The 15,481-nt window shown below is 45.2% G+C and carries 14 protein-coding genes; 3 read left to right on the top strand and 11 right to left on the bottom strand.

All coding sequences use genetic code 11. The features are described from left to right. Positions 1-188: 188 nt before the first annotated feature. The 5 genes from ACQ5BJ_RS02080 to ACQ5BJ_RS02060 form a co-directional block, all read right to left on the bottom strand. Positions 189-1,802 (bottom strand): bifunctional metallophosphatase/5'-nucleotidase, encoded by a 1,614-nt coding sequence (locus ACQ5BJ_RS02080; protein WP_268600374.1) that lies wholly within the window; start codon positions 1,800-1,802, stop codon positions 189-191. Between the two features lie 106 nt (positions 1,803-1,908). Then, positions 1,909-3,468: a DNA-binding protein gene (locus ACQ5BJ_RS02075; protein WP_430109407.1), complete on the bottom strand. Its 1,560-nt coding sequence runs from the start codon at positions 3,466-3,468 to the stop codon at positions 1,909-1,911. Between the two features lie 317 nt (positions 3,469-3,785). Then, on the bottom strand, positions 3,786-4,652 hold the full coding sequence (locus ACQ5BJ_RS02070) for an NmrA family NAD(P)-binding protein (protein ID WP_430108159.1): 867 nt from the start codon (positions 4,650-4,652) through the stop codon (positions 3,786-3,788). Then, the gene (locus ACQ5BJ_RS02065) at positions 4,649-5,182 is read right to left on the bottom strand and encodes a hypothetical protein (RefSeq protein WP_430108157.1); all 534 of its coding nucleotides are present in this window, start codon (positions 5,180-5,182) and stop codon (positions 4,649-4,651) included. Before ACQ5BJ_RS02065 ends, ACQ5BJ_RS02070 begins: the two co-directional genes overlap by 4 nt. Before the next feature lie 82 nt (positions 5,183-5,264). Next, positions 5,265-5,810 carry a MarR family winged helix-turn-helix transcriptional regulator gene (locus ACQ5BJ_RS02060; RefSeq protein WP_430108155.1) on the bottom strand — a complete coding sequence of 182 codons (546 nt, stop codon included), beginning with the start codon at positions 5,808-5,810 and terminating at the stop codon, positions 5,265-5,267. Positions 5,811-6,042: 232 nt separating this feature from the next. On the opposite strand from ACQ5BJ_RS02060, the gene ACQ5BJ_RS02055 reads away from it, so the two are divergent. Then, positions 6,043-6,339 (top strand): hypothetical protein, encoded by a 297-nt coding sequence (locus tag ACQ5BJ_RS02055; RefSeq protein WP_005549100.1) that lies wholly within the window; start codon positions 6,043-6,045, stop codon positions 6,337-6,339. Positions 6,340-6,439: 100 nt separating this feature from the next. Here ACQ5BJ_RS02055 and ACQ5BJ_RS02050 read toward each other — a convergent pair whose 3' ends face one another. After that, positions 6,440-7,927 carry an oligosaccharide flippase family protein gene (locus tag ACQ5BJ_RS02050; protein ID WP_430108152.1) on the bottom strand — a complete coding sequence of 496 codons (1,488 nt, stop codon included), beginning with the start codon at positions 7,925-7,927 and terminating at the stop codon, positions 6,440-6,442. A 72-nt stretch (positions 7,928-7,999) separates the two neighbouring features. Further along, a complete protein-coding gene (locus ACQ5BJ_RS02045) occupies positions 8,000-9,142 on the bottom strand; it encodes an amidase domain-containing protein (protein ID WP_430108150.1) in 1,143 nt (380 codons plus the stop codon). A gap of 263 nt (positions 9,143-9,405) precedes the next feature. On the opposite strand from ACQ5BJ_RS02045, the gene ACQ5BJ_RS02040 reads away from it, so the two are divergent. Continuing rightward, positions 9,406-10,140, top strand: a complete 735-nt coding sequence (locus ACQ5BJ_RS02040) for a divergent polysaccharide deacetylase family protein (protein ID WP_289355478.1) — start codon at positions 9,406-9,408, stop codon at positions 10,138-10,140. Between the two features lie 85 nt (positions 10,141-10,225). Here ACQ5BJ_RS02040 and ACQ5BJ_RS02035 read toward each other — a convergent pair whose 3' ends face one another. Continuing rightward, a complete protein-coding gene (locus ACQ5BJ_RS02035) occupies positions 10,226-10,879 on the bottom strand; it encodes a FusB/FusC family EF-G-binding protein (protein WP_430108148.1) in 654 nt (217 codons plus the stop codon). A gap of 366 nt (positions 10,880-11,245) precedes the next feature. On the opposite strand from ACQ5BJ_RS02035, the gene ACQ5BJ_RS02030 reads away from it, so the two are divergent. Continuing rightward, positions 11,246-11,803, top strand: a complete 558-nt coding sequence (locus tag ACQ5BJ_RS02030; RefSeq protein WP_430108146.1) for a YkoP family protein — start codon at positions 11,246-11,248, stop codon at positions 11,801-11,803. 114 nt (positions 11,804-11,917) lie between these two features. Here ACQ5BJ_RS02030 and ACQ5BJ_RS02025 read toward each other — a convergent pair whose 3' ends face one another. The 3 genes from ACQ5BJ_RS02025 to ACQ5BJ_RS02015 form a co-directional block, all read right to left on the bottom strand. Continuing rightward, on the bottom strand, positions 11,918-13,006 hold the full coding sequence (locus ACQ5BJ_RS02025) for a DUF3626 domain-containing protein (RefSeq protein ID WP_005549110.1): 1,089 nt from the start codon (positions 13,004-13,006) through the stop codon (positions 11,918-11,920). A gap of 236 nt (positions 13,007-13,242) precedes the next feature. Further along, positions 13,243-15,048 (bottom strand): penicillin-binding transpeptidase domain-containing protein, encoded by a 1,806-nt coding sequence (locus ACQ5BJ_RS02020; protein WP_430108143.1) that lies wholly within the window; start codon positions 15,046-15,048, stop codon positions 13,243-13,245. Continuing rightward, entirely contained in the window at positions 15,017-15,433 is a 417-nt protein-coding gene (locus ACQ5BJ_RS02015; protein ID WP_430108140.1) for a hypothetical protein, read from the bottom strand. The genes ACQ5BJ_RS02020 and ACQ5BJ_RS02015 overlap by 32 nt, the downstream gene beginning before the upstream one ends. Positions 15,434-15,481 lie beyond the last annotated feature (48 nt).

Here is a 15,481-nt window from a genome sequence, read left to right as displayed (position 1 = left end):
CATACATTTTTAAAGTGTAAAAAAGGAAATAATCGAACTAATCATATACTATGAGTGCCTGTTATCTACGGTATAGTGCATATTCATCTATTGTGTAAAAATGGGCGCTGACTCGTTCGATGTATGAGGGGTTTTAAATCATTGATATTCCAAGCAATTTGCCTTTAAACGCAAGCCAATGTGATAAGCTAAATGACAACTTTCCAACTATTGCATTGCACAGCGGTAATCGTTCCTCGCTTCATAATATAATCCGCAATTAACTCAGCCATATCCGTCGGCAGATCGCGAACAACAGGTTTATTGGCAAACATGTGGTAATTCCCCCCGCCCCCTGCTCGGTAATTGTTCATGGCGACGTCATACAATGCATGCAGTTCAATTGGCGCCCCACTGACCGTTAGCTTTGTCACGCGCTCCCCGATTGGTTGAGACACCTGAATTTCATACTCGATGCCTGACCACATGTCATAGTTATAATGCTGCGGCTTCGGGTATAAAAATGATTCACTCACCTGTATGCTGTCACCTTGTTCTGACAACGTAAAATAAGTAGCAGATTGCTCCAGGGCGTCCTTAATATCTTGACCCGAAATGCGAATGACCCGCAGCGTATTCGGATACATATAATTGGCCATTACATGTCTCATTGTAATGCTGCCGAGGAATCCGGGCGCACTGTCATCGAAGAGGGCTGTATTGGATATGTCGGTGTGACCGTATTCCATCTGCACGCGGTTGATGAATGTGATCAAGGGATGATCGGCAAGGCGTGCTCGTGCGGGATCGTCAATTGCCATACTTCCCTCTACCCTGCCAATCGGTTGATCCAGCCAGGCCTGCACTTTACGTTCAGTATCAGCAATAGCATCTAAAATCCGCTCGTCAGAAGCCGCTCCATCGACATCCATAAATTCAGAGCGACAGCTTGCCAATGACCATCCCTCCTCAGTTTTGGTCATGCTGATTTCCATGTAACCCATCCCTTGAGCATGAGAACTCGGCTGAGCAACCCATACTCCGTTCACCTGCTCGTTTACAATCAAGCGGTGCTGGTGTCCAGTAAGCAAAATATCGATTCCTGGCACATCCATACAGATTCGGTACCCCTGATTCTCGCCGGTATCAGCCTCTGCTTGCATTCCGCTGTGTAAGTCTCGCTCAAATCCACCGTGATAGGATACGATGACGAGATCGACCCGCTCTTCGTTCCGCAGGATGTCGACCCAGCGCTTCGCAGCGGTTACCGCATCTTCAAAATAAATACCCGCTATGTTCTGCGGCAGTTCCCAATTCGGAATATAAGGAGTAGTTACGCCTAGAATACCTATTTTCAGACCATTTGCACATTCCTTCACGATGTAGGGACTGCCGAAAAATGGCTCCCCCTCCTCACCTCGGAGCAAATTGGCGCTTAGCCATGGGAAGTGAGACTCCTTGATCGCCTGCTGTAAATAAGGCAGTCCATAGTTAAATTCATGATTGCCGATCACGGCAGCGTCTGCCTTCATAATGTTCATGCAGGCGATTAATGGATTAGGCAGCTCTGGCTGCATGCGTGCATGATAATACGAAAGCGGTGTACCTTGAATCAGATCGCCATTATCGATATAAATCGTATCCGAATATTGCTGCCGCAATAGGTCAAGTGCTGTTGAGATTTTGGCTAGCCCTGCTTCGATCGGTTGCTGATCGGCATAGCGGTACGGCATAACAGTGCCGTGAATGTCACTCGTATGTATGATTGCGAATGGAAATGTAAGATTAGTTGCTTGTGAATGATTCGAAATATCTTTGTTCATCGTCAAACTCCTTCTCATTCTTGCTGTATAAGTGAAATCACAGAGAGCCCCTGCTGCGTGAAGCGGCGGGGGCTGCTCGATATGTTTTGTTTGCGTGCAGTATCGGTTAAGGCGTAATCGTTACCGAATCGGTTTGGTACACATTGCTGCTATCCTTGCGCAGACGAATATTGGCTGCACCGCTTTTACCGGACTGTGTGCGCATTTGAATCGTTTGCACCGCAGTTCCGCTCCCATCGGCTGAAAGCGTCACATTCTGATATCCATATCCACTCGGCCATGATCCGTTCGGGTGTTGAACTTGGCCTACCTGCAGCCCGCCTGTTAAGTATACTCCAATTTGCAGCGTGATCGTGCTGTTCGGTGTTAAGCCGCTTGCTGAAATAGTCACGTCGAATGGCGTTCCGGCAGTCAAGGAAGCAGGGTGTGTCATGGAAGGATTGCCGGAAGGATTCTGTCCGCCGCTTGAAGCACCATACGATCCACTCTTGAACGTTGATGCATCCCACCATTTATATCCTGCTGCTGGGGCTGCCCAAGGCTCAGGCTGCGGTTCCGTGCTTAGCTGCGGTGTTTCGAATGGAAGAAGTGCTGTCGAAGTGTCAAGTTGAAGGCCAGGCACCTGGGTAAAATTGGTATAGGATTCCTGATTCGACAGCCAGTCGATGAGATTCATTAGCAGGATGGCATCATCCTGTTCTTTGAAGCCGTCATATGTTTTTTTCTTTTGGCCGTTCTCTTCACGCAAGTACTTAGGCGTCGCATCTTCAACAGGAGATGAATCACCAATGACTGCTGCCTTGCCCAATCCGACCTTCGCGATGGCAACATAAGCGCCCTCAGCTACGCCACCGCCATTATAAACTCCTTGATCGACTGCGTTTGGCCATTTCTGGCTGCTGGTAAGAGCCGGAACATATACAATGCCCTTAGCGATTTGAGGATTCGTAATCGCAATTGTCGAGCCTGCATACATTGCTACACTATTTACTTGATTCGTTATGTCTAATGCTTGCTGCGGAGGGACGATGATATTCGCGTTAATGTCACCCAACGCATTATAGCGAATCCGCATACCGAAGTTATCTGCCAGCCAATCGGAGTTGGCTACGTCCTGCATGGCAAATGAATTTGCTTCTTCCGTGCTCATTCCTTGCGCTGGATTGCTCCATGCACCACGGCGATAGCCGTTAAATACCTCTGAAGCATCCCAACGATTCTTATTACGGTCTGCATTATAATGATCTGCGATGAAGAAAATGCTGCCCCCGTTGTTCACATACTGCAGCATAGCTGCTTGCTCTGATGTTTTGTATGGAATGTTTGCCTCGCCAATGACAAATATCTGATAATCCTTCAGATCGTTGTACGTAATTGGCATTGATTTACGCAGTTCCTTTACGTCATAGCCTTTGTTTGCAATCGCATTAGCAAAATCAGAGAAGCCGCCGTCAATAACCCAGTCTGCTGCGCCTGCTGTCTGTCCATGTGTATTGTCAAACAATACTTTCTTTCCGTTCGGTGTACCTTTGGCAGAAATAAACGGCGCCGGATCGGCAGGGCCTTCTGCATAAGCTTGTGAACCTGCTCCAGTAGACAATACAGGTACTGCAATCATGGCAGCAAGTACGACCTTCAACCATTTGCTCTTCAACATTGTAAGCATATTCACTTCTTCTTCGCCTCCTCATCATGAACTATTGGGATTAGAATCGTTTCGTTCAAAAATCATTATGCAACTGAAGTATTAATGGAAGTGCATGTTCATGCGAAGATTATGTGAATAAGCCCAATTTTATGAATACGTTCATAAAAAAATGCTTCCACTAGCAAAAATGCTATGGAAGCGAAACTTTTTTGTCACTGCACGTATGTTGTCGGCTAATATTCATAGATACGCATAATGATATCCCAAGCCTTAAAGCCTTATGCCCCATCCAACTGTGTTCCGTCAGACACCTGCACTCTCCCTCCTCCATCCGACTACCGGAACAGGCCGATATGTTCTTGTAAAAAAGCATCAAGCGTTCGAGGTTCCTGGCCGAGCAAGTTAGCTACTGTTCTTGTCGGTTGCTCAGGAATGGCTGCCGACATCGCTTGAATTTCTACGACATGATTTGCAAGCCATGCTGGCATTTGTTCATATTCCATTAAATTGCGAAGATGGGTTTCTCTATCCAGATCAATGTAGCGGACGGCTCGTCCGAGTAGAGTTGTAAATTTTGCCGCTATTTGTTCATAATTGAATAATTCCGAGCCGGTAAGCGTGTAGGTTCTTCCTGCCTTCTCTCGATTCGTTAATGTTACAGCAGCGACGGCCGCAATATCGCGACAATCGATGAAGTTGCACACAGCGTCCCCCATAGATCCGTAAAAGGCATTTTGCTTGGAAATAGATCCCTTCATTCTCAGCAGGTTCTGCATAAATGCGTACGGACGCAGTATCGTATGCAGCATATTCGAATCATGAAGAATTTGCTCGATTTCTTGGTGCCATCTGGCTACTTCAACAGGTGTATGTTGACGATATTCAGGACTCGATATTTTTACAATGTGCTCAATCCCAACTTCGGCTGCTGTGCGAATTACGTTGCTTTCGAGTTCGACTTGTAACGGACTATTGGATATAGCTACAAAAAGCTGATCAGCTCCTTGTAGAGCACAGTGCAGAGAATGTATGTCGGAAGCATCCGCTTGTGCGACCTCAATATCTGCTTGGTTTACCTTTCCTAATTGTGTTTTTAATTTCTCCGTTTCTCTGCTTATTGCACGAACAGGTGTGTTTGTCTGAACCAGTTGAGTGAGCAGTGCATTTCCAATTGTTCCCGTTGCTCCTATGATCACGATCATTTTGACACGCTCCTTTTCATTGAAACCTGTTTCTGCATGGATAAGTGCCATCGACAGGCTGTGCTTATACAGGCAATCGTCGTAGAAAGCGGAATATCGAACCATATTCGATTCAGCCATGATAGCTGTTCAGGTGTGTACACTAGGCCCAGCATTCCAAAAACAACCACGACTACTACAATGCCTGTTAAGCAGCCAAATAAGGCGAAGGCAATTGCTACAATGACAAGCTTCGATTTGTACAGCCAACGCAAATGAACACTTCGCTTTTGCAACCAATAACTAAGGATCCAAGCTGTAAATGCCGATGTTCCGCCTATCGATGTCAGAGCCGCGATGAATAGGCTCCTGTCCCCGCTCACTATGCCGCCGATTCCCGCCATTGCTGCAGGGGCAGCATAGGCTACAAGCATCTCGCGCCATAGTACATACGGATGAGGCTTCATGTCGTTGACTTTTTCAATGCAGCTTGTTCGCATCGGCTTGTTCACTGTGATATGCGCACCCTCTCTGTGAGTATTTTTCTTCACCCTATATAATTAGGCTCCTAATTATATAGGGTGAAGAAAGGCTAGTTTTTCACTAGCCCATTTTCATACGTTTCTCATGTGCCTATACATTCAGTTTTGGTTCCTCAGTCAGTGCTGAGATGCCTTGTGTTACCCTGCCAAGCAGATCGAGAAACACACTTCGTTCTTCAACTGTGAGCAAGCCAACCATGGCTTCCAACCTTGCAAAATGCTCGGGAGCCATTTCGCGCAGCTTGTTAGCTCCCTGCTCTGTCAGCATGACCGATTTTTGCCGGCCATCGACTGCACTTGCACGGCGTGATACGAAACCATCCCGTTCTAAGGTGTCAATTAACCCGGTGACAGTCGCACGTGTTACACCGAGATTGTTGGCCAATTGAGAGGGCAGCTCTTCTCCGCCATTGTCTTCAAGATCTGCCAGCAAGCGATAACGCCCTGTTGATAGACCGAAGCGGGAGAAATGAACCTCTGCCGCCTGTCCCAGCTTGGCGCCTGTCTCCAGCAGTCTGGCAGCAACGAGGATAGCTTGTGCGTCAGCATCCAGTTTATAACGTTCGATCTGGCGCTTGGACTGAATGAGTGAAGGTACAGCATCATTGGATTTGGGGATTATTGGATGATTGGTCATGTATATAGTATGGTTCCTAACTACTTTTTTGTCAATCCGTTTTAGTATGATTTTTTATGTGTATTTTTCATGATTACTTTTCAGAGATGTGCGGCTGCTTGTCAATGACATTAACATCTATGACTGTGACATAAGACAAAAAATTTATTTTGGAAATGGGCTATTGCCGTGAGCCATATAGGGATCCGCGGATAGACTAATGCTGAGAAGATTTATTTCCAAGGAGGCTATTATGGATCCAAATTATTATCACCAAGTGAGTTGGAACTGTGTCAATAATTATGTAGGTATTCGGACAAAGGACAATATGTGTCATGATGGATTTATTGCTCATGTTGATCAAGATGGTTTAACACTTGCGATTCCAAGCGATCAAATGATGACACAAATGAGCGGCATGCCAGCTCAAACGTCAACGTACAGACAGTTCGGCTTCCACCCTGGATTTTTCCCTAGACGCCGATTCTTTTTTCGCCGTATCCCATTTCCCTTTATAGCAGATTTTTTCCTACTCCCGTTCTTTCTGTAGCCTCGTAGCCAAAAACAGGATAACGAGTCCCTATGCTGATTCTCTTGAATGATGTTCGAGTGGGGAGGCATAGGGTGCTTTCTGCTACGGATTATGTAAGTTACTTATTTCGGTATCGCATTCCGATTAGAAGTGAAGCACATATCCAGAAAAACACCGCAGTCAGCACGATTGTGACGAGATGTTGTTCACCTTGAAGTAGTGGTGGAACGAAGAGAAGCATAACACAGCAAAAGAAAGGTAAATCCAAACCGACCCACTTGAATGAAAACAAGGTGCACCCCGTATTGTGTAGTGCACGCAAATTCCACAGCGTTGCTATAGCTTCCAGCAAGAGAATGCCAATAGAGGCTCCAGTATAGCCGAACCCTGGAATTGCGATAACAATGTATTGGAGCAGTACAGATATGCAAATCCCTATAACTAGGCCGAATAATGGGGTATGCTTACGTTCTTGGGCCCAAAGAATACTAGTGGTAAATTCCCGCAAGCCTACGATTAGCGGGATAGCGGATAAGTAGCGGATTGGTTCTGCTGCTTCCTTTACCCCAAATATAAGCCCAGCTGCTTCTTCTGCATAAATAAAAATAAATAGTCCGCTTATGATTCCCCATGTCCATACAAATCGGAGCACTTTCTCAATATCGCGTCGGCTCTGCTTGCCTTCTTCATAGTTCGCGGCTATCTTCATCGTGACGGTATGTGAAATTGCCGCGGTTATCATGGTGGGCATATAGACAATAACAGCAGCCATGCCAGTGATAATGCCGTACATGGCAATTGACTCTGATAAGGAGTGACCGGCAACCTGCAGCCGGTGTGGAATAAGGAGAGAATCAATAAAATCAGAAAATGGGACAAGCATTCTTGTGCCGCCAATAATCACTGAGGTTCTGAGCATGATTCCCAGGCCAACCTTGTTCATCGGAGAGTAAATAATCATCATTGTAGACTGCTTCGAGGTTATCGCAAAAATCGTTAATACGAGAAATGCGCCGATTGCTGCGATTGTTGTTCCGTATAGTCCCATTCCTACTGCATATCCAATCCCTTGAGATGCATGTAGGCTTATAAGTATGATCAAAATGGCGATACGCAAAGCTTGTTCGGTCAATTCAGACACGGAAATAGCCTCATAGCTCCGAACTCCCTGCATATATCCGCGTGCCAGTTGCAGCAGCGGTACAGCAATTAAAGCAGGAGACAATGCGCGTATCGCCCAAATCAATTCATGATTGCCGACGAACGCCGCAATATCTCCTGCATGATTATGCATCCAGTACGAGAGGACTAATCCGATAACTATGGTATACACGGATAGAAGCTGAAGCGCTCTCCACCCTCGATTTGGCTGCTTGGCCGTAAATAAAGCAAGTGCAGTTGGCACTCCTCCTGAAATGGTCATTAAGATCAAACCGAAGAAGGAGTATGCCATTTGATATAACCCAATGCCCTCAGCACCAAGTATTCTGGATAATCCAACTCTACCTGCTAGTCCAATACATTTTCCGACGATGAGTACGGCGCTCCGCAGCGCCGTTTGCTTCACGAGAGAAGATAACATTTTTTCACCTACCGACCAATCCATCTTGTCCTCATCATTGTATGAGCAGAACGGACGGGGTATGTGTTGGAACAAGATTATTACAAGGTGAGTAATTCAATCACGGATATGAATGAGCCAGTAAACCGTGTATTGATCCCATCCTAAGTCAAATGGAACGCGATAGCGATCAGCAGTATGAGAATTCACTAATGGATAACCGTTGGCGTCGAAGCCAACCACAATTGAAAAATGATCCACATCACCATCGAGCTCATGAGCGATAAGATCACCTGGTTGCAACTCTGCCCAAGCTCCTTGTGGATGCTTATTGCGCGCTTCTGTAATGTCCGAGAAAGTTCCCCGCTTAATAAGTTTTCCGTATCCACTATATAACAGAAAGTTTTTGAAAGCATCGGTTTGAACCCATAATCTGCTTCCCCCCGAACGATAGTGATGCCACCCTCCCTTCATCTTCAAGCCGCCTCCTTCTTTGTCGCCGAGGCATTGAGAAGCAAAGTTTGTGCAATCACCGCCTAATCCGGTATAATCACGGTATTTTTTGTTGTACCGATTGTTATTCCCCGCTCCCCATGCTAATCCTGCATATGTGTTGGCATAGTGGACCGCATTTATTCGATTGTATCTTTTAGTGGATTTGGCGGAGCTAGAAGGGTTGATATCCTTCGAGCTATGATGCTGCCTAGATACGGTGCGAGGAATATTCTTGCTTAAACTAGGAATCAACTTTGGGTTTTCTTCCAATGGATCCAAATACCATTCTCTGAGAACATGCCAGTTTCCGTTGTTACGTGTCAGTGTCAGTGCATGACGAGTTCCAATCCCGAATTGTTCAATCGTATTGGAGCTCCCCTTGTAAGAATAAGCGAGCCGTAAGGAATCAACCGCCGATATAAATACGTTATCGCCCCTCTTATTTATGCGAACCACCTTGGCATTACTGCCGGCTTCCACGAAGCGAACCCCTCTATGTTCGGCCCATGCTTGTACGTATTTTGCTCGCAATTGTTCATGCTTCATCGCTCTCATACTTGATGAACGCTCAGGCAAATAAAAATTTCGAAGCACGTCATCGTTCTGTGACAGCAAATATTGAGCTCGATTCGCGAACAGCTTCTGTATATACATGGTGATCTCCTGATCAACAACCTGCTGAGCTGCCGAGCATACAGGCTGCCATGCGATGGAAGCAAAGAAGAAACCGATAACCAGTATAGCTGTACACAGCCGTCCATACATGTTAACGTTGATCACCCCTTGCCATTTATTTCATCGTGCATGGAATTTCAGCTATAGCTATCTAATCTCTTCAGCTTACTATGCCCTGCATCGAATAACTGATACTGCTAAAAAATAATCAGCATGGAATTATCGATTCCGATGAACAATGATAGTAAGGAAGTCATTGAAGCAAGAAAGCAGGTGCTGATGTGAGAAATCGTAAAAAACGTTTTTTAGTCCGTAGAATACTGTGCATTATCTTGGTATTTCTCATCCTGCCGATGTTACCTGAAGGTATTCATTCCTTACCGGTTCAGCAGCAGGGTCAAAAAACAGCCATGATCATCATTGATGATTTTGGAAATAATGCCAAAGGAACAAAGGAAATCATGGAGCTGCCCTTTAAAGTGACAGCTGCTGTCATGCCCTTTATGCCAAGTACAGAGAAAGACGCAAAACGTGCACATGCCGCAGGGCATGACGTGATTGTTCATATGCCTATGGAAGCATTGTCAGGCAAAAAACACTGGCTTGGACCTGGAGCGATTACAACAGATTTGAGTGATGCCGAGATTCAAAAACGGGTTCATGCGGCGATTGATAATGTTCCTCACGCGATCGGCATGAATAATCATATGGGTTCAAAGGCAACTGTAGATGAACGGGTGATGCGTAATGTATTGAAGGTATGCAAAGAGCGCGGGCTATTCTTCGTAGACAGCCATACCAATTTCCGCAGCATTGTCGGTAAGGTGGCAAACGAGATGCAAGTGCCTAGCCTTGAAAATCACATTTTCCTGGATGATGTACATACGAAGGCGGCTGTTCATAAGCAATTCATGTTAATGCGCGAGCATTTTCGTCGTCATGATGTATGTATTGCAATTGGTCATGTAGGCGCCGGCGGAAGAATTACTGCTGAGGTGCTAAAGGATCAGATGGAAAAGATGAGCAAAGAAGATATCCAATTTAAAAAAGTGGCTTCAGTATTAAAAAGTGGTATTCCTCCAAAGTAACGAAGTTTATTGATTTGAAGTTATGAAGTGAGATAATTAAAAAGAGGATGCCTGTATTGGCATCCTTCTTTGCGTATATTGCGATCTAGCCATTAATGGTGCGAATGAACATTTCTAATGCAGACGTGTCTGTAATGTTCTGATTGCAGACGTGGCTATTCATGCACATATAGTTCCCAATGGCCTTGTAATAATCAGAAGAAGCATTCGCAGGTTTGGATTTCGTTTCTGCCGTAAATAAGGCCACCTCTTCCTGACGATTGCATAAGAAGCACGTACTCTTCTTCTTTGCTTGGGTGAATTTCCCCTCAATACCGACAAGTCCCCCGTCTAGCTGATGGATTAGATACATGCGATTCGTTCCAATGTCCGTCCATCCAAGATACGTCGTATGGCGGAGATCCAATTCCTCCATATTCGGAAGCTTCAGCTTCTTACTCTTCGGAAAGAGCTTTTTCAGTTGCTTGTCAGTTACCTGTTCGAACTCAATCAGATATGGTTCCAGAGAAAGCAGGAATTGAGAGAATTCTTCCGTTTTGTCCAAGGTTGTAATCCGCTCGAGCAGTTGCAGCTGGTGCTCGTCTGCCTGCGGGAACGCCTCTGTAATCTTGGTATACGCACTGTATCGTACCGTGTCAACAATTTTCGGATCCGCTACTGTCTGACAAGTATGTTGAAGCAAAGTCGCTTGCTTCTTGATCAAGTTATATTGGTGGTTTCTAATAAATGGTGTTGTCATGCTTTACAGCTCCTTATTTTGAATGGTTAGTTAAATAAGGTGCAAAGCCCATTATTAGAAACGATATAAGCGATCTTGGGCGACAATCATTCCTTCGTGTTGTCCAGCCCCATGCAAAGTATCGCCCCTAAATCAGGCTTTGCATGAGTCGTTGCTGATTCTGGCAAAGTTTTTTGCCATCCCTTGCCACCTCCCCTGTTCAGTAAACATTATAAAATAAATTCCGCCTCTGGCGCAACTTGTTATTTGAATTCCTCAGCTTCTTGTTCGATTTATGCCGCTCTACTTTCAGTTGCCGAATAAAAACCTTTTGTCTAATCCAGATTATCATTGACTGTATTCCAAGTTAAGGGGCAATCAGAACATATGAAACTAAAAATGTTTATAATATCCGTATGGAATAGGTTTGATCCAATATATTATTCGTTAACCCGATTAACCTTTCCCGATCAATCGCTTTCGAATATTTTCAGGGTACGATTACTCCGATATCGCGGAAAGGCAATTATGCTGTCTGACGGAACTCACATCGAACATAGCGATCTATTGTTGAAAATACATCTTCATAATGTACGTTTGCTTACGGAAATTCTCCCCCTGGACAACGACGTCAAGAAGGGACGAATTATTTATCGTGCGGTAGAGCAGTCCCTGCCCGGAGTGTGCAGATACATTCAATCCCATCCAAAATTTTCTGAAATTAAAGCCATTATCGGGATTACGATGCTGCATCGAGGATGCACTCATTTGGGATTCGATATCGTACAGATTCATAATCCGTTCTATCGCGCTTTTAAATGGATCAGCCAAATGCCTATTCATTTTTTGTCTGTATCGAGTCCGCTCAAAACCTACAGAAAACAAAATCCAAGATATTTGCTGATGTCTACAGATTTGTTAATGCATAAATACGGAAGAACATGACATACAGGAACACAATATTTTCCGTTTATAGGAAATTACTTGCCATCCCAATACTTCCTATGATAGCTTAAATTGCTTCCTCTTTACTTTGATTGCCTTTTTCGTTGTACGGCATTACGACAACGGCTTCCCATACTTCACGAGTACATGCCATAGCAATTTAAACTCCTGAAGTACTTCCTTGTAGCTTCCACGATCAATCCAGCGCGAGGGCTCGCGCCTCAAGTCCATGGCAGCCTCCCCTATCACGCTGGCATCCACCCTGCTGTTACGAGCAATTCGCATCGCTAAAGACGGCATCGCTGGACCTCTAAAATCGGTAGGAACCTCATGTGCCAACAGAGAGAATCCCCTATGCCAGTATAGATCAATTGCATACTTCAGGCATAAATCCTCGAGTGTTCTGCCGATGGAGGTATGGAGGAAAGAAGGATCAGCTACTAGCATGTCAACGTCATCCATAAGCGATATGTCGCCATGAATTTGCGCTTCAATATAGTAATCTAGATTGCGTTTCGGCTCTCTGTATGAAGGATCTGGAAAAGATTTTGCAAGATTGAAGCGCAAATGATCAATTAGCTTGAGAGAACTGAGATTTTTTTCTCCAAGTGCATATTCATTCCTATGCGCATCTGTCAGGAGTGCCGCCAATATATCATCTAACTCGTCATAATTCCCCTTTTCTGGCGGGCCTTGATGCGAATCCATGTACGTGAAGGTGCAACGTTCAGAAACCTTGGGTGACAAAAGGAAGTAACACGACCCAAAACGTGGAGCGGGGCCATCAGGATGCAGCATCAGGTTAAGCGCCCCATATTTGGGACGCTCGCTATTGGTCACTCCTTCTCGTTGATAGGCGCCGCCAAATAACTTTTGCTCCCAAAGATCGCGTTCACCGCCGGGAAAAGCCGAAACGCTTCCATTGGACAGGCGCGTTTCAAATTGACTTTTGTATAATCCTTGTGCCAAAAGCGCCTCAGCGACACTTTTCATGTTCGGGTCAGGTCTATCTGGGTGGAAGTGAAGGGCCACTCTAGCATATGACTTTATCATCTGTACGGCTTGATCATATTTGTATTGCGAAATGGCGGAACGTTGCAAGATTTCCGCTATTGTATGCTGTGCGTTCATTTTGCGGCCTCTCGCATAGGTAGCGATATAATGCAGTGCGGATCGTTGTGACTTCGATAGTGGTGCAGCCATTCGCTCCCCTCCTCTTTTGATGTCATTATAAAGATGTCACAATAATAATGTAAATCATGCAAATCCTCTATATAAAAATCCACATAAAAAAGCTGTCGTATACAATCGACAGCCAGCTTGTTACTTCAATTATTAACCATCTAAATCAACCATTTGACAAGTTATTGACTAAATCTCTCTTGTGAACCTCAAATGCATAGAGCGGGTAGTATTTATGCGAGTATGTTTTTGAGGTGTCAGCCGGAATGCCTTGGTTCCAATTTTACATGGACGATGCGCATACCGTTCTCTTTGCTTTCTTTCTGTTCGGTCACGTATCCTTCCCCTTCTACTCGAACTTCCCAACCGAGCAATGATGTAATTTCCATTACGTCACGCAGCGATTTGTCTTTGAAATCTGGCAGCGGCAGTTTATCAGGTTCATCTGTCAGCAAATAAATGCGCTGTCTAATAGCCATCGGTTCACCCGGTCTCGGATATTGCCGCTTCACCATATCCCCTGCTCCTATTGTGTCAAATACCCTTCCTTGCTCCGCAAGCCGCTGCTTTGCATCGCGTACTTTCACGTTTTGCATATCCGGTGCCTGCACGGACGGACGAGAGCCCAGCTTGTCGCCGCCTGCGCTGTTCGGCTGCCAAGACAAAGGGACGCCCATATATCGCAAAGATTGCGATACAATCTCCTTGAACATGTAAGGAGCGACGAAGCCCCCGCCTTTATAAAAATCCTTCGGATCATCCACAACAACAAGCAGTACGATGCGCGGATCCTCTACAGGGGCAAAGCCGATAAAGGACACCACAGCCCGGTCATTATCATATTTTCCATCTATGACCTTAATTGCAGTTCCTGTTTTCCCTGCTACACGATATCCATCAATATAGGCATGTCTCCCCGTACCAATTTCTTGATCGGCTACGACTTGCTCTAAATATTCACTCACCTTCTTAGCGGTGCTTTGATCGATGACCTCGCGCACGATTTCTGGCTGTCGCTCCGTGGTTTCGCCGGCAACCGGATCGACCATCTTGCGAATGAGATGCGGCTTCATCAACTTTCCCCCGTTAGCCACGGCTGATACCGCCATTACCTGCTGTATTGGTGTAACCAACACCTGTCCATGACCGTATGATGCAGCAGCAACGTCAGCCGGATACTGAAAACGAATGAGACCGCTGTTTTCTCCAAGCATTTCAATGCCTGTCTTTTTGCCAAATCCGAATTTTTCAATATAGCTCTTTAACTTCTCTTCCTTCAGCATCTCATAACCCAATTTGACAAACGCGACATTACTGGATCGCTTTAACCCCTCTAAATAACTGATCGTTCCCCATGTTTGATTAATGTCAGGAATTCTGACTCCTCCAGCTATAATGGAACCTGATACGAATTTGGCATCCGGGTCAAAGTGCCCTTCTTGAACGGCAGCTGCGAGTGTCACAATTTTGAACGTCGAACCTGGCTCATATCGTGACTGGACAGCATGATTATAAAAAGCGGAGAGATCTTTTGCCTTCCAATATGTATTAGGATCAAAATCCGGCATATTTGCTAATCCTAAAATATCGCCTGTTTTCGGATCGGCAGCAATAACCGTCATGCTTGTAGGTGTATATTTGTCGTACACCTTTTGCATCGCATTTATTATGTATAGTTGAATCGTACGATCGATCGTCAAGTAGATGCTGCTTCCGTCTCGAGATGGCGTAAAGACCTCCGTTGCTCTCGGAAGCTTGTTGCCCAGCCGGTCTTTCTCATATTGCAGAAATCCGACAGAGCCGCGAAGCTGTTCGTCATACATTTGTTCAATGCCACCTACCGGGTTATTCTGTTTATCCGTATACCCAAGAATATGCGATGCCAGCGATTCCTTCACATAGAACCGTTTCACCTCTGGAAGCAAGTAAAGCCCTATATCGTTCAACTCTGTTTCTTTCTTCAGATCCTGAATAAATTCACGAAGCTGCTTTGCCTTTTCATCATCGACCTTCCAACCCTCGCTGCGAACTTCAACCTGTGGATAAATACTCTTCCTTATCATTTTTTCGTCTCGTTTTGCGTGTAAGCTCATATAGTTCCTGTTCGGGCTTTTTCAACACCCTGTGAAGCTTGTCCACGATAATTCGTTCCATATCGATTTGCTGCTCATTTAGCTCCTTATTTTTTCGCAGCTCTTGAATCATCCTTGGGCTCACCGCAACGGTGTATGCGGGGGCATCCATGGCAAGCACATCCCCATTTTTATCATAAATAGTACCTCGAACAGGAATCAGTTCCTTTTTCAAAGCCCACGTGTCTCTCGCCTGTTCCATCCAAAACGGCTGATTGATAACCTGATACCAGAACAGCCTCAATATAATGACAAGAAAAAAGAATGAAAATATACCTCCAATCAAAAATGTCCGTAGTTTGATTCGCTTGATCAACTTATCCCTCTTTTCTAAAGTGTTTGCTATGTATAGGAGCAGGCATTT

It is taken from the genome of Paenibacillus sp. B1-35 (assembly GCF_050474385.1).
Classification (GTDB): domain Bacteria; phylum Bacillota; class Bacilli; order Paenibacillales; family Paenibacillaceae; genus Paenibacillus_B; species Paenibacillus_B alvei.
The sequence above is the reverse complement of the archived record's forward strand: the minus strand, read 5'-3'. Positions and strand labels throughout refer to the sequence as shown.